This window comes from Amphritea balenae, from assembly GCF_003858655.1.
Taxonomy (GTDB): Bacteria; Pseudomonadota; Gammaproteobacteria; order Pseudomonadales; family Balneatricaceae; genus Amphritea; species Amphritea balenae.
This window is the reverse complement of the sequence record NZ_RQXV01000008.1, coordinates 1-21,279: the sequence shown is the minus strand read 5'-3', so window position 1 is coordinate 21,279 and position 21,279 is coordinate 1. Positions and strand designations below refer to the sequence as shown.

Genomic DNA, 21,279 nt, shown 5'->3' with positions numbered 1-21,279 from the left:
GTTTTGGCATAGCTTTATAGCATCTGATCCGTTAGAATTGCCGCCTTTCCAGCTGCTACCTGGTTTGTAGCAGCCTCTGTATTTACCCATGTGGCCTCTGGTACTGGTCACAGTTGATCGATAGGAACATTACAATGCCTGTTATTACCCTGCCTGATGGCAGCAAACGTGAGTTTGCTAACGCCGTTACTGTTTTTGATGTTGCCGCTGATATTGGTGCTGGTCTGGCTAAAGTTGCCCTGGCCGGTAAAGTGAATGGTGAACTGGTGGATACCTCCCACACCATTACTGAAGATGTTGAGCTGGCGATAGTGACGCCCCGTGATGAGGAAGGCCTGGAAGTGATTCGTCACTCGGCTGCGCACCTGATGGCGATGGCGGTACAGGATCTGTTCCCAACGGCTCAGGTAACTATCGGTCCTGTTATCGAAGATGGCTTCTACTACGACTTCGCATATGAGCGTCCGTTTACGCCAGAAGATCTGCAGAAGATCGAAGCGAAGATGAAAGAGCTGGCTAAGGCCAACCATCAGGTAAACCGTTCATTGATGAGCCGCGATGAAGCGGTAAAGCTGTTCGATGAGAAAGGTGAAAAGTATAAAGTTGAGCTGCTGGAAGCTATTCCGGCGGATCAGGATCTGTCTTTCTATGGCCAGGGCGACTTTATCGATCTGTGTCGTGGCCCGCACGTTCCTTCGACCGGACATATTAAATCGTTCAAACTGATGAAGGTTGCCGGTGCTTACTGGCGTGGTAACTCTGATAACGAGATGCTGCAGCGTATTTACGGTACTGCCTGGGGTGATAAAAAAGATCTTAAAGCTTACCTGCACCGTCTGGAAGAAGCTGAAAAACGTGATCACCGTAAGTTAGGCAAACAGCTGAATCTGTTCCACCTGCAGGAAGAGGCACCGGGTATGGTGTTCTGGCATCCGGATGGCTGGAAACTGTATCAGACGATTGAACAGTACATGCGTACGAAGCAGCGTCAACATAACTACGAAGAGATCAAAACGCCGCAGGTTGTTGAGCGTACCTTGTGGGAGAAATCCGGACACTGGGATAAATTCTCCGACGAGATGTTTACCACACACTCTGAGAGCCGTGATTTCGCCATTAAGCCGATGAACTGCCCATGTCATGTTCAGGTATTCAATCAGGGGCTGCGTTCTTACCGTGATCTGCCATTGCGTTTAGCCGAGTTTGGTTGCTGTCACCGTAATGAGCCATCCGGTGCACTACACGGAATTATGCGGGTACGTGGCTTTGTTCAGGATGATGCGCATATCTTCTGTGCTGAAGATGCGATTCAGAGTGAAGTGGCTAAATTTATCGACTTCCTGCATGAAGTCTATGCCGACTTCGGTTTTACCGAAGTTATCTATAAGCTGTCTACCCGTCCTGAAAAACGTGTAGGTTCAGATGAAGTCTGGGATAAAGCTGAAAAAGCCCTGGGTGATGCGCTGGACGCTGCTAATCTGGATTGGGATGAGCTGCCGGGTGAAGGTGCTTTCTACGGCCCTAAAGTTGAGTTCTCGCTGAAGGACTGTCTGGGTCGTGTTTGGCAGTGTGGTACTGTGCAGGTAGATTTCTCAATGCCAGGCCGTCTGGGTGCGCAATTTGTTAATGAGGCCGGTGATCGTGAAACGCCGGTTATGTTGCACCGGGCAATTCTGGGTTCATTTGAGCGCTTTATCGGAATTCTGATCGAAAACTTTGCCGGCGCTTTGCCGACCTGGTTGGCACCTCAACAGGTGGTGATTTTGAATATTACCGATAAACAAGCCGATTATTGCCGTGAAATTGAAGAAAAATTGAACGATCTTGGATTCTTTTCCCGTGCGGACTTGAGAAATGAGAAGATCGGCTTTAAAATCCGCGAGCATACTATTCAGAAGGTTCCTTATTTACTGGTTGTTGGTGATAAGGAAGTAGAAACTGGGTCCGTTGCTGTAAGAACTCGGACCGGTGAAGATCTCGGCACTTTGTCGATTGAAGAGTTTTGTGATCACCTGACACAAGATGTTGTGCAGAAAGGTCGCAAAGTTTAATAAATTTATTGGAGATACCACTATCAAGCGCGATAACAGAAGAGGGCGTAACGAGCGGAATAAGCCGCCGATTAATGAAAATATCAGCGCCCGCGAGTGTCGGTTGATTGGTCCAGATGGAACACAGATAGGCGTTGTGTCTATCAAAGACGCCCTAGAGGCGGCTCAAGAAGTTAGCCTTGACCTGGTACAGATTTCTGACTCAGATCCTATCGTCTGTAAGGTGATGGATTACGGTAAGTTCCTGTACGAAAAGAAGAAAGAAGCGAATGCTGCTAAGAAGAAGCAGACGCAGATGCAGGTTAAGGAAGTCAAATTCCGTCCTAATACGGAAGTAGGGGATTATCAGGTAAAACTACGCAACCTGATACGTTTCCTTGAAGGTGGCGATAAGGCCAAGGTAACCCTGCGTTACCGCGGCCGTGAAATGGCACACCAGGAGTTAGGCATGCAGCTATTAAACCGGATCGAAAAAGATCTGGAAGAGCTGGGTGTTGTTGAGCAGCGTCCAAAAATGGAAGGCCGCCAATTGATCATGGTCATAGCTCCGAAAAAGAAAAAGTAGTCTGACTACTGTTCAAAACCCGTGCTGACTCTTTATTGAGGCGGCTACGGGTTTTGCTGTTTGTTCAGATGAAAGATAATTAACGAATGCGTGGGGATTTAGTAATGCCTAAAATGAAATCTTGCAGCGGTGCTGCGAAACGTTTTAAAAAGACTGCTAATGGCTTTAAGCATAAGCAGGCTTACACAAGCCACATCCTGACCAAGAAGTCGACTAAGCGTAAGCGTCAGCTGCGTCCACTGCTGCAAGTTGCAGCGGCAGACCAAAAGCTGATCAAGCGTATGCTGCCTTATATCTAAGTCGAATTATTTACAGAATCTAAGTTAGGAAGAAAGAATTATGGCACGTGTAAAACGTGGTGTTATCGCACACCGTCGTCACAAGAAAATCCTGAAAAAAGCTAAAGGTTATTACGGCGCTCGTAGCCGTGTATTCCGCGTAGCTAAACAGGCAGTTATCAAAGCTGGTCAATATGCATACCGCGACCGTCGTCAGCGTAAGCGTCAGTTCCGCGCGCTGTGGATTGCTCGTATCAATGCTGCTGCCCGCATCAACGGTTTGTCTTACAGCCGCTTTATTGCTGGTCTGAAGAAAGCATCTATCGAAATCGATCGTAAGGTGCTGGCTGATCTGGCTGTTCACGAAGCGCAAGTATTTGCTGCTATCGTTGAAAAAGCTAAGGCTGCACTGTAAGACCCTTTACCTGTAACCAGGTAATAACTGATCGTTTAATAGGGGAAGGGTGCAAGCTCTTCCCCTATTTTTATTTGGAGCGGTAAATGGAAAACATTCAAACTCTGCTGGCTGAAGGCAAGCAGGCTGCAGAACAGGCTACAAGCGCACAAGATCTTGATCAGGTGCGGGTTCAGTATCTGGGTAAGAAAGGTCATCTTACCCAGCTATTGAAGGGTCTGGGTGCGTTAAGTGCTGAGGAGCGTCCTCAGGCAGGTGCCAAGATTAATGAGGCGAAACAGGCATTGCAGGACGTATTGAATGTACGTAAGGCAAACCTTGAATCAGCCGCGCTGGAAGCCAAACTGGCAGAGGAAACTATCGATGTTACTTTGCCGGGTCGCGGTGAGTCTCTGGGTGGCTTGCATCCGGTCACTAAAACGCTGCAGCGGATCGAAGAGTTTTTTGCGCGTATCGGTTACAGCGTAGCTGAAGGGCCTGAGATCGAAGATGATTATCATAACTTCGAAGCGCTGAATATTCCGTCACATCACCCGGCACGGGCGATGCACGATACTTTCTACTTCAATGCTAATACCTTGTTGCGGACACACACCTCCGGTGTGCAGGTACGTACTATGGAGAGCGAAAAGCCGCCAATCCGTATCATCTGTCCGGGTCGTGTGTACCGATGTGACTATGATCAGACTCATTCGCCTATGTTCCATCAGGTTGAAGGTCTGATTGTTGATAAAGATATCAGCTTTGCTGACCTTAAAGGTACGCTGGAACAGTTCCTGCGAGAGTTCTTTGAGGAAGATGTAAAAGTCCGTTTCCGTCCGTCTTATTTTCCGTTCACCGAGCCTTCAATCGAAGTGGATATCGACCGTGGTGACGGTAAATGGATGGAAGTGCTGGGTTGCGGCATCGTGCATCCGAAAGTATTTGAATATTCCGGTATCGATCCAGAGCAGTACACCGGCTTTGCCTTTGGTATGGGGGTAGAGCGTCTGGCTATGCTTCGTTATGGCGTAAATGACCTGCGCCTGTTCTTTGAAAACGATCTGCGTTTCCTGGGCCAGTTTAACTGATCTAACAGTTAACAGTGCTGACAGTTGAGACTAAGTAGACGTTTACGAGTAGATAAGACTTTTTCGGAATCAGAATTATGAAATTCAGTGAAAATTGGTTACGCGAGCTGGTTAATCCAGACATTGATACTCAGGGTATCGCCGACCAGATTACGATGGCTGGCCTGGAAGTTGATGAAGTACTGCCGGTTGCCGGTCAGTTCAGCGGTGTGGTTGTCGGTGAGATCCTGACAGCAGAACCACACCCGAATGCCGATAAGCTGCAGGTTTGTCAGGTTGCAGATGGCTCTGAGCAGTTTCAGGTTGTGTGTGGTGCACCTAATGCCCGTGCAGGCCTAAAGACTGCATTTGCTAAAGTCGGGGCCGTTCTGGGTAGCCCTGATGGAAAAGATTTTAAGATTAAAAAAGCGAAGCTGCGTCAGGTTGAGTCTTTCGGCATGTTATGTGCGGAAGATGAGCTGAGCATTTCTGAGGATCACGGCGGCATTATGGAGCTGGCTGCAGATGCGCCGGTGGGTACTTGTCTGCGTGAATATCTGGATCTGGATGATTCAGTTATTGATGTTGATCTGACGCCAAACCGTGGTGATTGTCTGTCGATTGCGGGTCTGGCCCGTGAAGTAGGGGTGTTGAATAAAGCACCAGTAACCTACGTTGATGTTGAGCCGGTCGTGCCAACTATCGATGATAGCTTTCCGGTCTCCTTAGAAGACCCTGAAGGCTGTCCGCGTTATTTGGGTCGTGTGATCCGTAATGTGGATATGTCGGCTAAGAGCCCGTTGTGGATGGTTGAGAAGCTGCGTCGTTGCGGTGTTCGCTCAATCGATCCTGTTGTTGATGTCACTAACTATGTGCTGCTCGAACTGGGTCAGCCGATGCATGCCTTTGATCTGAATAAGCTGAATGGCGGCATCGTCGTCCGTAAGGCGAAGCAGGGTGAGAAAGTTACGCTGCTGGACGGTAACGAAGCTGAGCTTAACGATAAAACGCTGGTCATTGCAGATAGCGAGAAAGCAGTAGCGATGGCAGGTATCTTCGGTGGTGAAGAGACCGGCGTTACAGCTGAATCAAAAGATATCTTCCTTGAATGTGCTTACTTTAACCCGATTACCATTGCCGGTCGTGCCCGTTCTTATGGTCTGCATACCGATGCATCGCACCGCTATGAGCGTGGCGTAGACTGGCAGCTGCAGCATCGCGCTACTGAACGTGCTACTCAGCTATTGTTGGATATTGTAGGTGGTGAAGCCGGTCCGGTTAGCGAGGCTGTTGCTGAAGATAGCTTGCCAGCGTCATCTACCGTTACTCTGCGTCAGAGCAAAGTTAATCAGGTACTGGCATTTGAAATGCCTGCAGCTGAGATCGAAGAGATTATGACCCGATTGGGGATGATCATTGAACGTAGCGGCGAAGGTGAATGGACCGTTGCGGTACCGTCTTACCGTTTCGATATCAGTATTGAAGTTGATCTGATTGAAGAGCTGGCGCGTGTCTATGGCTATAACAACCTACCGGTTAAGGTGCCTACCGCCGAGCTGAATATGATCGCTCACGATGAGTCTAAAGTGACGCTGAAGACGGTACGTTCACAGTTGGTTGGACGGGGTTATCAGGAAGCGGTGACATACAGCTTTATTGAAAAGGGTCTGTCAGCTCAGTTTGATGATAAGCATGTGGCGAAGGCATTGGCGAACCCTATCTCTGCGGAGATGGCTGTTATGCGTACTACGATCTGGCCTGGACTGGTTAAAGCGCTGCAATATAACCAGAACCGTCAGCAGAGCCGTGTGCGTCTGTTTGAGACCGGTCAGCGATTCTTACCCGAAGGTGATCAGCTCATTCAGGAGAATGTTGTTGCGGGTCTGATCTGTGGTCCGCGACAGTCTGAAGGCTGGAGTGCTGATGCGGGCACTGTTGATTTCTATGACCTTAAAGGTGATGTTGAATCATTGTTGGCACTGGGTGGTTGTGCAGATCAGTTCAGCTTCGCGGCTGAGCGTCATGTGGCACTGCATCCGGGACAATCTGCTGCGATTCTGCGCAACGGAGAAACTGTCGGTTATATGGGTGCTCTGCATCCTGAGCTGGTCAAATCAATGGGGCTGACAGGTCCTGTATTCCTGTTTGAGATCGTTCAGTCTGTACTGTTAGATGGTCAGTTGCCACGTTTTGACAGCCTGTCTAAATTCCCTGAAAGTCGTCGTGACTTGGCATTGCTGGTTGATGAGTCTGTTGCTTTTGAATCTATCCGTGCTGTTGCTAAAAAACAGGGTGGTGAATTCCTTAAAGCGGTGACTTTGTTCGACGTTTATCAGGGTAAAGGTGTCGAACCTGGTCAAAAAAGCATCGCGCTGGGCTTGACCTGGCAGCATCCTTCGCGCACTCTTAATGATGAAGAAATCAACGAAGTCATTGATTTTGTTGTGTCTGCACTGAAAAATGAGTACGGTGCTACTTTAAGAGAGTAAGCGACAGAGGAACTCTGATGGGCTCTTTGACTAAAGCAGAAATGGCTGAGCGCCTGTATGACGAATTGGGGCTCAATAAGCGGGAAGCAAAGGAGATGGTGGAAGCTTTCTTCGATGAGATCCGCATGAGTCTCGCCGAAAATGAACAGGTAAAGCTGTCGGGTTTTGGTAACTTCGACCTGCGTGATAAACGTGAGCGTCCGGGACGAAACCCTAAAACCGGTGAAGAGGTGCCTATCTCTGCACGCCGGGTTGTTACCTTTCGGCCAGGCCAGAAGCTAAAGGATCGCGTAGAGGCTTATGAAGGAGACTGAACAAGTCTCGGATGATCTGATACCTATTCCAAATAAGCGCTACTTCACTATCGGTGAAGTAGCGCGTTTGTGCGAGCTCAAAACACATGTTCTGCGGTATTGGGAGCAGGAGTTTGAGCAGATCAGTCCGGTTAAACGCAGTGGACGGCGCTATTACCAGCGTGAAGATGTGCTGATTATTCGTCAGATTCAAGGTCTGCTACACGAGCAGGGTTTTACCATTAGTGGTGCCCGGCAGTGGCTTAGCGGTGATCAGGCGGTTGATGATAAAGGCCGTTATAAGCAGTTATTGCGACAAACAATAACTGAGCTGGAAGACCTTCGTAAGTTACTGAAATCAGTCTAATAAATCATTTCTAAATATCTTTTCAGATATCAAATGTTGGCGTAATATAGCCAGCACTTAAGAAAGCACTGTCTTTCTTCGTCGGGACATAGCGCAGCCTGGTAGCGCACTACTCTGGGGGAGTAGGGGTCGTGGGTTCGAATCCCGCTGTCCCGACCATTTAAATAAAAAGAACCGGCCGGAGGTCGGTTTTTTTATTTAAATGTTAGATTATGTGGCGTGATTCGGAACAGCCGAGCATAGCGAGACAACATCACGTTTGTTGTGATGGCCCGAAGGGGGAGCAACGAAGTTGCGAATCAATCCCGCTGTCCCGACCAATTCTTTTGTTTTATATCTTCGTTGTTTACTTTTAATGCGGAATCTTCCGGTATGTGTGAGGCTGGGTATAAGTTGCTTGGCGTCGTTGTGCAACTTGCTAGAGTAGTCGCGCCATTATTAATGAGATAGTCTCTGTTTTCAGTGTTGAGGCATACTTTACTCCGATGATAGATTCATCTCTCACCAAATAACTCCAGGTAACCTTGCGCTTCATGACTGCCTTTGGTTATTACCGCGCCTTCCCAATAGGGCACCCGGGTATTGAGAAACTGATTATTGTTAATCGGCTGGATATCCAGGGTGATTTGTTGGGAGGGAATCTCAAGGCGCCATTCGATAGGGTAATCTTTCCCTGAAAACCGCTGACTAGCAACCGCTCTCCAGTTGATATCTGTGGGTGCTATTGTCGTTTGTCTGCCATCCCTGTGCATTATTCTACCGTAAAGCAGAATCTCTCTATTGCTACGTACCCGGTAAAGCATCAGGGCTGTATCCTGGTCTAAATGGAGAGAGAGCCAGTCCCAGCCGATTTTATCTATTTCAATAAAATTTGAGCTCCACTCCCGATCCAGCCAGGCTTTGCCCCTAACGGCTATAGATTTACCTTCAACGTGAATATTTCCAGAGACCTCGATAAAAGGGGCGCTGTAGTAATAAGATGCCAGGCTGGCATCATTATTTTTGGGGCTGAAACCCTGATCACCCTGCAAAAAATAGTCTGAATCAGATAGTTTCAGCTGATAAGCAAAAGCTGGTTCTGATACCTGCAGCTTGCCTGGTAAAGGTTGCTGTTCAGTGCCGGTAAACTGCCAGTGATCAAGGTATGCCTGCCATGGCTGGTATTCAACACCGGCATGCCCCATATCTGAGCGTGCGTAACGTTCGGCATGATAAAAGTTGTCTGTCGTTGTCAGGGCTGCATGGGCGAAGAATATTCGTTGCTTAGTATTACCTGTCAGGCTGGCGCTGCTGAACAGCGTAAACTGAATCCCATACTGATTGTTATCTTCATCCTGCAGATTGGCAGTGATATACCACCATTCGCTTTGAAAACCCGGGTGTAATCGGTGATCGAATGGAAAAGTGATGGGGTGCCCCGGTTCTACAATGCTGAATTCTGCATTTTCTGAAGAGTTGGTTGGTAACGGTTTGGCATTAACGCTAAGGCAGGTAAAGAGTATTGTGCAAAGAAGAGTGGAGCTTATGTGCTGGCATAATTGCATATTGGTTACCCCTGAGCCGTTAAGTATTTAGCAGAGTGGCGTTTGGTGTTGAGGTAGAAGGGTAGTAAAGCACCGGCTAATAGTATCGCAATACTGGAGAATAGGATGAGTGATAGCTGTAGCGGGTCGATTATCAGATCGAAATACCAGCCGAAAGCGTAACGTAATACGATCTTTGTGCTGGCCCATGCGACCAATATCCCTAAAGGTAATGCCAACATGCAGGTCAGGCTGGCATTGATAAAAAGCTGCAATAAGGCCATGCAGGCAATTTTTCTCGAGCTTAGCCCTAGTATGTGTACTAGTCGATACTGAATCTGTTTTTCCAGTTGTGCGGTATAGCTGGCGCAATATACGCCAATCGCAGCAATCAGTAATATTGTAACGCTGAGTAATTGCGTTGCATGGAAGGTTCGCTGAAATACGGACAGAGCCAGCTGTTTTATCGAGCCCGGTAATACGTAGTGGTGTGTATTCAGTTGGAAGCGGTTAGTTAGTTCGGTGAGCAGCGGTGAAATACGCGAATCATCTTTGATAAATACCCCAAGTCGATTCGTTTGCAGTTGTGGCCAGAGTTCCATAAGCCACTGTTGATCAATGGCAAACACATCGACTAAAGAGCCGTAACTGAAATAGATCCCCAGTACTTCTGTGTTTATTGGGTGATTGTTTATGACGATAGATAAGCGGTCGCCGGGTTTTAGTTTGTAGTTGAGGGCCAGAGCCTGATTAACAATAATTCCCTTGCGTTGATGCAGTTTACGCCAGAGTTCATTGTACGCCTCTGAACTCTTAGTACTGGAAGTAATATCCCCTGAAACAGTATCCCCTGAATGAATACCCAAAACGCTGTACTGCTCGAGAATGAAGCTTGATTGTCTTTGGCTATCGTTAGTTAAGCCCCGTACAAGCCCGGGTTGCTGGTTGATCAGTGCATTGCTCATAAAAAATGGATAAACAAGCTCGACATCCGGATGCCCGCTGAGAAAGGGCTTAATATCCTTAATCTGATTTTGATCCAGGGTGAGATAGAGTGATTCCGGCAAAGTGACATCCAGATAGTCCGTAAATGCCTGACGAAAGCTCGAGACCATGATTAATACCGCAATACAGGCTGCAATAGCGATGCAAAAGGCGGTCATGGCGATCCCCTGACGTTGCTGATCCAGCCTGCTGTCGTTAAGCATCCAGTGCAGAGCGGGATAGCGTAGCAGCCCCTTAAACTTGCAAAACAGTTGGTAAAAGCGGGTCAGAATTGAGGGAACCAGCAAAGCACCGCCTATGAACCAGCTTGCGGTGATAACCAGTCCAGACCACTGGCTTGGCTTAATAAGCGACGGATAAAATGCCATTATGCTGCCTAATCCCAGTAGGGTAAGTGATAGCAGCAGGCTGTAAGGGCGTGTACTGCTTTCTGTAATACTGGTCATTGGGGGTTGGCGTGCAAGGCGGATAAGGGGGAGCAGGGTAGCGATTATCGTAGCCGCCAGAGATAGGGTGATCGCTTGCCCCCACCAATCTTGTATACGTCCTAAGATTAAAATATTTTCATTGAAAAACAGTCTTTCCAACGTAAAACCTATACCGGGCAGTAACAACGTGGAGAGTAGCCAGGCGATAATTGAGCCGACAATACTGGCCAGTAAAGCCCAGCAACTTAGTTCAAATAGCAGAGCAATGACAATTTCATTGGCGGTTGCGCCACTTAAACGCATCTGTTTAACGGTTTGCTGCCGTTGCAAGACGGAAAAGCTGACGGCGTTAAATGCAATAAAGCAGCCGACCAGAAAAGCCAGCAGGCCAATGGCTTGCAGGTTCAGCAGGAAAGCATCGGTGAAGGCTGGGTTTTTGATGCTTTTATCCGCCATGACCAGATCTGCATGTTGCTCTGAGAGCTGCTTTATTAATGCTTTGTCTGTAGGTGAAAGGTGGGTGATCAGGATTGATGTCAGGCGCTGAGTCAAGCCCAGGTGTTTTTGCGCGCAACGGATATCACATAATATAAAGTACCCCAGCCCGGCACTGTCTTTGAGTATTCGAACCTCAGGTAAAGTGGAGGTATCAGCCAGTCTGGGTTGCTGGCCATTTTTCAAACCTTGTAGCTGCGCATAGGACTCCGATACCAGCGCAAGATAGGGTGGAAAAGAAAATTGAAACAGATAGTTATTTAGGTCGTTATCTGGGTAGTTATCAGGGGAGTTGTCAGGGTCATTATCAGAATAGCTGTCTGGTTCGCTGCCCGTTTGATTAGGTAAGCGGTTCGATGAGCGATTTAGTAAAGGAAACAGATCTAGTCCACGTATTTGCATAAAACCTTTTTCTGTTTTTATTCGGCCTTCGGCTATAGGCATAATATGACTTACACCTTTTAAGCGAAGATCCCGGTAAAGCTGTTCGGGCAGGCTGTTCTGGCTATGCTTAGGTAGCAGGTGTGCGACTGCTTGCCCGCCCAGAGTCTGTTGAGTATCGGTAAATGCCTGTCTGGCAGCTGAACTGATAATCAGTGTTGTTAGCAGCATGGCTACCCCAAGGCTCAGCCCTGAGAGAAGAAAAATGGCCTGGGCCGGATGACGCCTATAGTGACTCAGCAGTGTCACACCCAGTATCAATATTCTGTTCAGCACAGTAACTGGCCTTGCTCTAAACGCCAGGTCTTGTCTAGGTAGCTGGCGGTGGTAGGACTGTGAGTAACTAAAAGCAAAGTGCTCTGTTGTAAGGCAACGGCTCGCATCAGCATTGTCATAACCTGAGCTGCCGTTTGCTCGTCCAGATTGCCGGTAGGTTCATCGGCTAATATCAGTAACGGCTGTGTCGCTATCGCGCGGGCGATGGCGACCCGCTGTTGTTCGCCGCCAGAAAGTTGTGAGGGGTAATGATCTAACCGGTCCTGAAGTTGTAAAGCATGGACAAGCTCGCGGGTGAATTCGTCTTCGGCAGGTAAGCCATTAAGGCGGCGAACAAAGCTAATGTTATCCCGGGCGGTCAGACTGGGTATCAGATTATATTGCTGAAATACCATACCCAGAAACTGGCGCCGAAACCGGCTTAGCCGGGCATCAGACATACTGCTGATGCTCTGAGAGTTTATTTCAATATGACCGGATTCAGGTTTATCGAAGCCCCCCAGAAGGTGTAATAAGGTAGATTTTCCGGCACCGCTTTGTCCCATTAATGCTATTGTTTCGCCGGAGTGGATGGTGAAGTTGAGGTTATCGAAAATGACAATTTTCTCACTGGCGTCACAATACTCTTTGCAAATGTTTCTGGCGGTAATCAAACAAATACCTCGTGAGGCGCAGGTCATTAATGTGACGAGTATTACATAACAGGTTTTGAGTCAGGCGTTATTTAATACCAGGTTTATATAGTGTAGAGCATGAATGGCAGGGGTTCTGTCAGTAAAGATGAGCTTGAATTTGGATTGGCTCTTTTGTATTAGCTGTGTTGATTCTTTGTTGTCATAGGAGTGTCGTAATGTAGGCTAAATTCATTAACTTTAGAGTATTAAAGGAGGTTATAAGGGAGTTAATCGGTATTTTACTTTGGTCTCTAAATAGAGACATTTAGGATTGCTGTTAAATTTGTAAGAAGTTCAGTTCAAAAGTGCTATATGACATCCAGCTAGTACTATTGGCTAGGGCATACTCAATCTTCTGAATAAGCAGTTATCTGTTAAACGGCTTTAAAAATGTCTATGTAACAGATAATTGCGCGTGACTGGGTTATTTAAGAGGGAAGGCTATGTGTCACAGAGTGTGTTTTTAATAGAGCAGTATAGACCTAAATTCTTTTGTCAATATGGAATATTTGTTTTATTTATTTTACGTGCCCATTTTGGGTATAAGGAGTTTGGTGTCTCTTAAATATGACATCTAGGCTGATGCTTACGTAAAGGGGTTTTAGGTCTGTCTTCTTTTCAGTATTACGATGGTTAAGACCAACAATACAATAAAAACTAAAACTGATATTTATTCTTAAGCAATTATCGGATACCAGATTTAGTAGGCGGTTTTTTGTCATGCCTAACGATGGATCAGTTCGGTTGCATCTGGATCAACAGGGTTGTGAACCGACTGGATTAGTAGCAAAGATAAAAAAGAGCAAGGCTGCAGATAATAACATCAAGGACAGAAAACAAACTGATCATTTGACCGGATATGAGTCTGATGCAGTTACCCATCTGCTATCGGAGATGGGGCTGCAATGGCTGGATTGGCAGTGTCAGATGGTGGCAGGGATTATCCGGGGGGGCTTGTTTCGACCAGATAACAGCACTCATGTTGAAACCCTGGCGAAATGGCCCGCGTCTGAGGCTTATGATCCTCTGCTATCCAATATTGCGGCTGAAGCGTTCAAACAGAAAACTTCTATCTGTTCCTCTCGACAACATTATGGACCTCAACAACAAAGAGTCTGTGATCTTGTTGCTGCCCCGTTGATTATAGATAACCAAATAGTTGCTGTTGTTGTAGTGATGCTTTCTACTCGCTCTAAACCCCAGCAACATGCAGTAATACAGCTGTTGCAATGGGGTGGGATGTGGTTGGAAACTCTCTTGCATAAGGGGGGAGCGGGGACCAAGAGTGGTACTGTTCTATTGCGACGGCTGATGGATCAGGAACAGAGTAATACGTTGTTACAACTTTGTGTCGATTTATTAGAAACAGAGTTTCGCTGTGAACGGGTTGCAATCGGCCTGCATCACGGTATGAGTATCGAACTTAAAGCATTATCACAATCGGCTGAATTTGATCGTAGAAGTAAAGCGATTAGATGTCTGGAAAATGCGATGGCAGAAGCGGCAGATCAGCTTTCGCCTGTGCTTTTTCCTCAAGCTGATGATGTTACGGGTTTAATTAACAGGGCTCATCAGGAGCTCGCGGTTGAGCAAAAACGAGCAGTAATTTACAGCATTCCTCTTCAAGTAAAGGGGCGATTACTAGGAGTGATCACTCTTGAGCGATCTTTAGGAAAGGGTTTCAACAAAGCTGAGCGGTTACAGATTGAGTCCCGACTAGCGCTTATCGCCCAGGTTCTAGAGCTTAAACTGTCGGAAGAGCGATCATTTTGGCAGAACACTGGTCGGTTATTTCGAGAATTTGTCAGTAGTCTGCTAGGTGGACGAAAGCTGGGGGCAAAGCTGACTGCATTGCTATTGTTTGTAACTCTTTTTGGTCTTACTCAGATACAAGGTAATTATCGTATTACGGCGCCGGCGACGATCGAAGGGGAGGTACGGCAGGTACTGGTAGCACCCTTTGATGGATTTATTGAGACAGCTGATCTCCGTGCCGGGGATCTGGTTAAAAAGGGGCAATTGATCGCCAGCCTGGATGATCGGGAATTACAGCTGGAGCGTCGTAAGTGGCTGAGTGAGAGAAATAAGATTGAAAAGGAATATCAGAACGCTTTAGGACGGCATGAGCGCACCGCTCTCAGTGTATTAAAAGCTCAACTAGCGCAGGTTGATAGCGAGCTGAAAATTGCCGATGAAGCGATCGGCCGAACTCAGCTACGTGCACCATTTGATGGGATATTGGTCAGTGGTGATCTAAGCCAGGAGCTTGGGGCTCCTGTGGAAAGTGGGCAGCTCATGTTTGAAGTTGCCCCTCTGCAGCGCTACAGAGTCGTCGTTGAAGTGGACGAACATGATGTTGCAGAACTTCATCCTGGAAGATCAGGTCAACTGGTCTTTACCGCATTACCGCAATCTCAGTTTGATATTTCAGTTGCAGAATTGATTCCTGTTGCTGTTAGTCACGAGATGAGTAACTACTTTCGGGTTGAGGCTTTTCTGGAGCGTCCTACGAAGTTACTTCGTCCCGGTATGAACGGGGTCGCCAAAATTGAGGTTGGCGAACGCAGCTTGTTTTGGATTGCTACCCATAAACTCACTGATAGAGTCGGGTTATGGCTCTGGTCCATGGGGTGGTAAAGATGTCTATGTCATCGGAACTTCCCAGCTGGAATATGATTGCGGATCTGCAACCAAAGTTACACACGCATATACAGATCTATCCGCAAAGTTATCGTCATCAGCGCTGGTATATTTTAAGAGACAGCTGTTCTGGTCAGCATCTTCGTATCAGCGCCAGGGCTTATGGTTTTGTTGGCCGTTTAGATGGTTCAGTGTCGGTTGAGCAGGCATGGGTAGGAGCGAATGCTGTTGAGCATAATAGCCTTGAACAGGATGAAGTATTTTATCTGTTGATCCAGCTAATCGCACAGACGATTGTAAAAGTTGAACTGCCTGAAAGTTCTCAGGAATACTTTAACAGACTCCGTTATCGTCAGAATTTATCCCGCTTTAAAGGATTACTAAACCCTCTGGCAATCCGTATCCCCCTGTTGGACCCCGGCCAGTTACTGGAATCGTTACATCGCTGGTTGAGCCCGTTGATGTCTCGACTTGGAATTTTTCTTTGGGGAATAGTGATAGTTGCTGCAACTCTGATGGTAGTAAGTTTCGGGGAGGATCTGACGCTGGCTATTCAAGGCGATATATTCGCATTTCAGAATCTGTTTTTAATGTTGCCGGTGTTTGTTGTTATGAAACTGGTGCATGAATTTTCTCATGCGTTGGTAGTTAAACATTGGGGAGGTGAAGTGCATGAAATGGGCATCTCCTTGTTGGTATTGATGCCAGTTCCCTATGTTGACACTTCTGCAGCCTGGGGCTTTAGAAATAGATACAAGCGGATGCTGGTTGGCGCTGCAGGTATTATGGCAGAGATGTTTTTTGCCGCTATCGCACTATTTATCTGGTTGCTGGTGGAGCCCGGAATTATCCAGAATCTGGCTCTCAATGCCTTTTTGATAGGTACTGTTTCAACCTTTCTATTTAATGCCAATCCCCTGCTACGGTTTGATGGGTATTACATTCTTCAGGATCTGATTGAGATACCGAATCTATCCAGCCGCTCGGGCCGCTATAACCTCTATTTATTACAACGTTATCTGTTCGGCCTGAAACAGGCGCAATCGCCGGTAACTGCAGCAGGTGAGGAATTCTGGTTTTTGCTATATGGCTGCACAGCCTTTGTATATAGGTTGTTAATACTCGTAATTATTGTTCTGTTCTTAATAGATGAGTACATGATTGTAGGGTTGATACTGGCTGTTTGGGCAGTGCTTACCCAGGTTCTCTTACCGTTGTTGAGGGGGACACAGTATCTATTGATAGGGCAGGCATTGAAGGGGGGGCGTTGCAGGGCTTTATCTAGTCTTTTTCTGCTGGGGGGCGGGTTGGCAGCACTGGTTCTATTTTATCCGATCACTTACACCAGCTCAGCTGAAGGTGTGGTGTGGGTTTCGGATCAGGCCAGGTTATACGCTGCCAGTAAGGGAGTGGTCAGCACAATGTTGACCACTCCCGGCTCTCAGGTTGAAGCTGGGCAACCGCTTATCAGATTAGAAGCGTTTGGATTGGATAATCGTATTAACAAACTGAAAGCCAGACGCTATGAACTGGAAACACGACGGGCCGCAGAACAGTTTGAACAACACTTGAAGTCACAGTTAACCGCTGAAGAAATAGAGGTTGTTGAAGCAGAGCTTACCGACCTGCGTGAGCAACAGGCATCGTTATTAATACGTAGTCAGGTTGCAGGAACCTTTGTATTAGCTGATTCGGGTCGTATCAGAGGGCGCTATCTCCAGCAGGGCGAGCTAATTGGTTATGTGTTAAGCCGGGAAAATCTGATCGTCAGAGCAGTTATTCCTCAATCAGAGATCGGCTTAATCCGTATTTTTGATTCAGAGGCCCAGGTTCGTTTGGCGGAACGGCTTGATCAAACCGCAACGGCGGAGGTGATCAGAAAGTTGCCGGGTGGCGGCACTCAGCTTCCCAGTCGTGCGTTGGGGCGTTCAGGCGGTGGTGAGATAGCTGTTGTAGCTGATGGTGAAGGACTGGTAGCGATGGATGAAATCTTTCAGATTGATCTGCGTCTGCCTGAAGATTTTAACGTAACTGGAATTGGTGAGCGTGCTTATGTGAGGTTTAATCATGGTGATGAGCCCCTGGCCTGGCAATGGATGCAGAAGCTACGACAGCTGATTTTGAGTCGACTTTGACTTTTATAGCAATGATGTTGAGAGGAGATTAAATGGCAGGATGCTAACAAGATGGCAAGTCTGATACCGGGCTTGTGACGGGTGGTTAAAATGAAAAAACAAGTAACGTTTTCGCTGTCGGCTTTAATGCTGACAGCCCACATCAGCTTCGCGGCTGAAACAGATCAATATTGGGTTGTGACCGACAATAATACTCTTCCTGAGATGGATTGTGTGATGGAACCGAGTGAGGTAGTCGATGTAGGTAGTGCGGTTCCTGGAATTGTTGAAAAAATCTATGCGCAGCCCAGTGATCAGGTAAAAACAGGCGCTATTCTGATGCAGCTCGAGTCAGATGTTGAGCGTGCCGCTGCAGAGTTGGCTAATACCCGGGCCCGTTTAAATACAGCTATTTTGTTACGCAAGGAGAGTGTTGCTTTTGGTGAACTTACCGAGCAGCGCAATCAGGGGTTATTAAAGAAAGCGGTTATCTCTAAGCAGGAGATGGATCAACTCCAGACAGAAACCCGCATGGCCCGATTACAGGTGCGGCAAGAGCGGGAAAATAAATTATTGGCGACCCTGGAATCAAAGCGGGCAGACGCAGTGCTTGAAAGACGTATCATCCGGAGTCCGGTTGATGGCGTTGTGATGGAGCGTTTTAAAGCGACGGGTGAGTATGTTGATGAAGGGCCGGTAATGAAAGTTGCTCGTCTTGATCCCTTGAAAATAGAGGTGGTAATACCGGTTGATTTTCTGGGGCGTATAAATCCGGAGATGGCCGCAGAGATAACACCAGTGGTAACTGCAGCTAAGACTTATCTGGCACAGGTAGATCGGATTGACCCGGTGGCAGATGCTGCCAGTGGAACCTTTGCTGTACGTTTGAGTCTGCCAAACCCCGGTTACCTGATTCCGGCAGGCATTCGATGTCGGGTGAATTTTCTGCCTGCTGAGCAAACTGTTCAGCATAACCTTCAAGAACCTGCTGGGGTTACCCCTGTGGGTCAGTTGAATTGAGGGTTTTATTATGAAGAGCAGAATAAGGTCTCAAAAAAAACAGCTGATGATCGAAACTCTGGAGAGCCGGATAATGTATTCTGCGGATCTCTTAGTGGGTTTTATTGATGAACCGGTGAGCTCTGGTTCAGAGGTAAAACTTGCTGATGAGGCTGTGACATTGCTTGATCGAACGTATCAGCAGCAGGACGCTGTGGTATCTGACACTGCAGATGAGCTTCAGGGTAATAGATCTGAGTTAGTAGTTATTGACAGTCGAACACCTGATTTTCAGTTCATCATCGATAACCTGGCCAGTGATGGCGACCGTCAATTTCATGTTGTTTTGCTCGAAGCAGGTGACGACGGTATTCAGAAAATAGGCGAGACCCTGGCGACAGGTCAGAGTTTCTCTGCCCTTCATATTATCTCTCATAGTGATGGTGACAGTATTTTGCTTGGATCAGATCAGCTGGATCTGGATCGTGCACAGGCTGAATCTGAGCATCTTCGGGCCTGGGCTGGTGGTTTTACTGATGATGCTGATCTTTTGATCTATGGCTGTAATCTTGCTGGGGGAGGTGCCGGCCAGCAGCTAATCACAACGCTTGCCGGGTTGTTGGATGTTGATGTCGCAGCTTCCGATGATTTAACGGGGTCTCAGTTGATGGGAGGGGATTGGGATCTGGAGTACCAGATCGGTGAAATCTCTACAGAAGTAGCTGTTGTCAATGGTATTCAGTGGTCTGGGTTGCTGGCGAACGTCGCCCCGGTGTTAAGTGGAAGTAATGACCTGAATGGTATTGATGAAGACCCTGTCCTGAACGACGGTACCCTGGTAAGTGACCTGATTAGCGGGCATTTCAGTGACTCCGATGGCCCGGCCAGTGGTATTGCCGTCGTCGGTGTGGATAACACCAATGGTGACTGGCAATACAGTACGGATGGCGGCGCTAACTGGCTGAGTTTTGGCAATCTGGATCAGACTTCAGCCCTGCTTCTGGCTGCTGATGGTAGCAGCTATATCCGCTTTGTACCGGATTCTGACTGGAATGGTACAGTGGCCGATGGCATTACTTTCCATGCCTGGGACCAGACCAGTGGTACAGCAGGAGGTACGGCAGACCTGAGCCCAGATACGGATACCTTTCTTGACCAGTTCTCTAACCCTCCATCCTATAGTAATGACCATGGTACTGTTTCATGGAGTGGTGCCTGGGTTGAGAATGACAGTGCAGGACCGGGAGGAGAGAACAACGGTAATTTGAAGGTTAAGCAGGGACAGCTGGAAATAGTGCCTAAAACAACCGGCGATTATATATATCGCCAGGCTGATCTCACCGGAGCGACTTCAGCAACCCTCTCTTTTTCCTATATTAATACTATGTCCAACGCCCACCTGATTGAGCTTCAGGTCTCAGATGATGGCGGTGCAAATTTTACCGCTATTGAAAGCTTTTCAACCGGGTCAAACTTTGGACTCGGCACTATCTCAACAGATGTTTCAGCCTATATTGATAATGAGTTCCAGTTACGATTCTATGTGGCTAACGGTGTAAACGGTAACCCAAACGATAATCTGAATATTGATGATGTCCAGATTGAGTTTATCCACAATACCGCAATTGGTGGCGAGACCGCATTCAGCAGTGCTGCGTTCAGTAGTGATATTATGGTTAATCCTGTCAATGATGACCCAACAGGCTTACCCGTTATTATCGGTCCGGTTGAAGAGGATCTGACGCTGAATGTGGATACCTCCGCGATAGATGATGCAGATGGCGTAGGAAGTTTCAGCTATCAGTGGCTGCGCAACGGATCCGTAATCAGCGGTGCCACGCAGGCCAGCTATCAGTTAGGTGATGCCGATGTCGGCCAGCGCATCTCAGTACAGGTGAGTTATACCGATGGCCATAGCACCCCGGAACAGCTGGTCAGTCTGGAAACCGCCGCGGTTACCAATATCAATGATGATCCAACCGGGTTGCCCCAGATAATCGGTGATGCAGAGGAGGATGAGACCCTGATTGTGGATACCTCTCTGATCGACGATGCCGATGGCCTGGGTAGCTTCAGCTATCAGTGGTTACGCAATGGATCCGTAATCAGCGGGGCTATTCTGACCAGCTATCAATTAGGTGATGCCGATGTGGGGCAGCGTATCTCTGTGCAGGTGAGTTATACCGACGGTCATAGCACCCCGGAACAGCTGGTCAGTCTGGAAACCGCAGCGGTGGTCAATATCAATGATGATCCAACCGGATTGCCGCTGATTATCGGTCCGGCTGAAGAGGACCAGACGCTGAATGTGGATACCTCCGCGATCGATGATGCTGATGGCCTGGGTAGTTTCAGCTATCAATGGCTGCGCAATGGATCCGTAATCAGCGGGGCTATTCTGACCAGCTATCAGTTAGGTGATGCCGATGTGGGGCAGCGTATCTCTGTGCAGGTGAGTTATACCGACGGTCATAGCACCCCGGAACAGCTGGTCAGTCTGGAAACCGCCGCGGTTGCCAATATCAATGATGATCCAACCGGGTTACCGCTGATTATCGGTCCGGTTGAAGAGGACCAGATCCTGAATGTGGATATCTCCGCGATCGATGATGCTGATGGTTTGGGTAGCTACAGCTATCAATGGCTGCGCAATGGATCCGTAATCAGCGGGGCTATTCTGACCAGCTATCAATTAGGTGATGCCGATGTGGGGCAGCGTATCTCTGTGCAGGTGAGTTATACCGACGGTCATAGCACCCCGGAACAGCTGGTCAGTCTGGAAACCGCAGCGGTGGTCAATATCAATGATGATCCAACCGGATTGCCGCTGATTATCGGTCCGGCTGAAGAGGACCAGACGCTGAATGTGGATACCTCCGCGATCGATGATGCTGATGGCCTGGGTAGTTTCAGCTATCAATGGCTGCGCAATGGATCCGTAATCAGCGGGGCTATTCTGACCAGCTATCAGTTAGGTGATGCCGATGTGGGGCAGCGTATCTCTGTGCAGGTGAGTTATACCGACGGTCATAGCACCCCGGAACAGCTGGTCAGTCTGGAAACCGCCGCGGTTGCCAATATCAATGATGATCCAACCGGGTTACCGCTGATTATCGGTCCGGTTGAAGAGGACCAGATCCTGAATGTGGATATCTCCGCGATCGATGATGCTGATGG

The 21,279-nt window shown here is 47.8% G+C and carries 15 protein-coding genes and 1 tRNA gene; 13 read left to right on the top strand and 3 right to left on the bottom strand.

The genetic code is table 11. The annotated features are described in order from the left end of the window. Positions 1-134 precede the first annotated feature (134 nt). The 9 genes from thrS (at position 135) to EHS89_RS13860 (ending at position 7,666) form a co-directional block, all read left to right on the top strand. Positions 135-2,051 carry a threonine--tRNA ligase gene (gene thrS, locus EHS89_RS13900; RefSeq protein WP_124926767.1) on the top strand — a complete coding sequence of 639 codons (1,917 nt, stop codon included), beginning with the start codon at positions 135-137 and terminating at the stop codon, positions 2,049-2,051. A gap of 7 nt (positions 2,052-2,058) precedes the next feature. Beyond that, complete coding sequence (infC, locus tag EHS89_RS13895; RefSeq protein ID WP_420808876.1) at positions 2,059-2,616, top strand: translation initiation factor IF-3; 558 nt, start codon at positions 2,059-2,061, stop codon at positions 2,614-2,616. Positions 2,617-2,720: 104 nt separating this feature from the next. Beyond that, entirely contained in the window at positions 2,721-2,915 is a 195-nt protein-coding gene (gene rpmI / locus EHS89_RS13890; RefSeq protein WP_124926765.1) for a 50S ribosomal protein L35, read from the top strand. 40 nt (positions 2,916-2,955) lie between these two features. Continuing rightward, entirely contained in the window at positions 2,956-3,309 is a 354-nt protein-coding gene (gene rplT / locus EHS89_RS13885; protein WP_019619998.1) for a 50S ribosomal protein L20, read from the top strand. 86 nt (positions 3,310-3,395) lie between these two features. Further along, a complete protein-coding gene (gene pheS / locus EHS89_RS13880; RefSeq protein WP_124926764.1) occupies positions 3,396-4,379 on the top strand; it encodes a phenylalanine--tRNA ligase subunit alpha in 984 nt (327 codons plus the stop codon). A gap of 77 nt (positions 4,380-4,456) precedes the next feature. After that, positions 4,457-6,847: a phenylalanine--tRNA ligase subunit beta gene (gene pheT, locus EHS89_RS13875; protein ID WP_124926763.1), complete on the top strand. Its 2,391-nt coding sequence runs from the start codon at positions 4,457-4,459 to the stop codon at positions 6,845-6,847. A 17-nt stretch (positions 6,848-6,864) separates the two neighbouring features. Then, positions 6,865-7,161, top strand: coding sequence for an integration host factor subunit alpha (gene ihfA, locus EHS89_RS13870; protein WP_124926762.1), 297 nt, complete (start codon positions 6,865-6,867; stop codon positions 7,159-7,161). Then, entirely contained in the window at positions 7,148-7,507 is a 360-nt protein-coding gene (locus tag EHS89_RS13865; protein WP_124926761.1) for a MerR family transcriptional regulator, read from the top strand. The genes ihfA and EHS89_RS13865 overlap by 14 nt, the downstream gene beginning before the upstream one ends. An 82-nt stretch (positions 7,508-7,589) precedes the next feature. Beyond that, positions 7,590-7,666 (top strand) — tRNA-Pro (locus tag EHS89_RS13860). A gap of 335 nt (positions 7,667-8,001) precedes the next feature. On the opposite strand, the gene EHS89_RS13855 is transcribed toward EHS89_RS13860, so the two are convergent. Genes EHS89_RS13855 through EHS89_RS13845 form a run of 3 tightly spaced genes read right to left on the bottom strand, consistent with a single transcriptional unit; the run spans position 8,002 to position 12,328 of the window. After that, entirely contained in the window at positions 8,002-9,051 is a 1,050-nt protein-coding gene (locus tag EHS89_RS13855; RefSeq protein WP_124926760.1) for a lipocalin-like domain-containing protein, read from the bottom strand. Positions 9,052-9,056: 5 nt separating this feature from the next. Further along, positions 9,057-11,675, bottom strand: coding sequence for an FtsX-like permease family protein (locus EHS89_RS13850; RefSeq protein WP_124926759.1), 2,619 nt, complete (start codon positions 11,673-11,675; stop codon positions 9,057-9,059). Further along, positions 11,669-12,328 carry an ABC transporter ATP-binding protein gene (locus tag EHS89_RS13845; RefSeq protein WP_211340347.1) on the bottom strand — a complete coding sequence of 220 codons (660 nt, stop codon included), beginning with the start codon at positions 12,326-12,328 and terminating at the stop codon, positions 11,669-11,671. Before EHS89_RS13845 ends, EHS89_RS13850 begins: the two co-directional genes overlap by 7 nt. Before the next feature lie 741 nt (positions 12,329-13,069). On the opposite strand from EHS89_RS13845, the gene EHS89_RS13840 reads away from it, so the two are divergent. The 4 genes from EHS89_RS13840 to EHS89_RS13825 all read left to right on the top strand — a co-directional run. Beyond that, on the top strand, positions 13,070-14,986 hold the full coding sequence (locus EHS89_RS13840) for a GAF domain-containing protein (RefSeq protein WP_124926757.1): 1,917 nt from the start codon (positions 13,070-13,072) through the stop codon (positions 14,984-14,986). Positions 14,987-14,988: 2 nt separating this feature from the next. Next, entirely contained in the window at positions 14,989-17,124 is a 2,136-nt protein-coding gene (locus EHS89_RS13835; RefSeq protein WP_124926756.1) for a hypothetical protein, read from the top strand. A 90-nt stretch (positions 17,125-17,214) separates the two neighbouring features. Beyond that, complete coding sequence (locus EHS89_RS13830; protein ID WP_124926755.1) at positions 17,215-18,123, top strand: efflux RND transporter periplasmic adaptor subunit; 909 nt, start codon at positions 17,215-17,217, stop codon at positions 18,121-18,123. 10 nt (positions 18,124-18,133) lie between these two features. Continuing rightward, a partial coding sequence (locus EHS89_RS13825; RefSeq protein WP_124926754.1) for a DUF4347 domain-containing protein occupies positions 18,134-21,279 on the top strand: 3,146 nt, incomplete at its 3' end.

What these genes read in the sequence shown, in the direction of transcription:
- thrS (WP_124926767.1), top strand. Translation starts at nt 135, where the DNA reads ATGCCTGTTATTACCCTGCCTGATGGCAGCAAACGTGAGTTTGCTAAC.
- rpmI (WP_124926765.1), top strand. Translation starts at nt 2,721, where the DNA reads ATGCCTAAAATGAAATCTTGCAGCGGTGCTGCGAAACGTTTTAAAAAG.
- rplT (WP_019619998.1), top strand. Translation starts at nt 2,956, where the DNA reads ATGGCACGTGTAAAACGTGGTGTTATCGCACACCGTCGTCACAAGAAA.
- pheS (WP_124926764.1), top strand. Translation starts at nt 3,396, where the DNA reads ATGGAAAACATTCAAACTCTGCTGGCTGAAGGCAAGCAGGCTGCAGAA.
- pheT (WP_124926763.1), top strand. Translation starts at nt 4,457, where the DNA reads ATGAAATTCAGTGAAAATTGGTTACGCGAGCTGGTTAATCCAGACATT.
- ihfA (WP_124926762.1), top strand. Translation starts at nt 6,865, where the DNA reads ATGGGCTCTTTGACTAAAGCAGAAATGGCTGAGCGCCTGTATGACGAA.
- EHS89_RS13865 (WP_124926761.1), top strand. Translation starts at nt 7,148, where the DNA reads ATGAAGGAGACTGAACAAGTCTCGGATGATCTGATACCTATTCCAAAT.
- EHS89_RS13855 (WP_124926760.1), bottom strand. Translation starts at nt 9,051, where the DNA reads ATGCAATTATGCCAGCACATAAGCTCCACTCTTCTTTGCACAATACTC.
- EHS89_RS13840 (WP_124926757.1), top strand. Translation starts at nt 13,070, where the DNA reads ATGCCTAACGATGGATCAGTTCGGTTGCATCTGGATCAACAGGGTTGT.
- EHS89_RS13835 (WP_124926756.1), top strand. Translation starts at nt 14,989, where the DNA reads ATGTCTATGTCATCGGAACTTCCCAGCTGGAATATGATTGCGGATCTG.
- EHS89_RS13830 (WP_124926755.1), top strand. Translation starts at nt 17,215, where the DNA reads ATGAAAAAACAAGTAACGTTTTCGCTGTCGGCTTTAATGCTGACAGCC.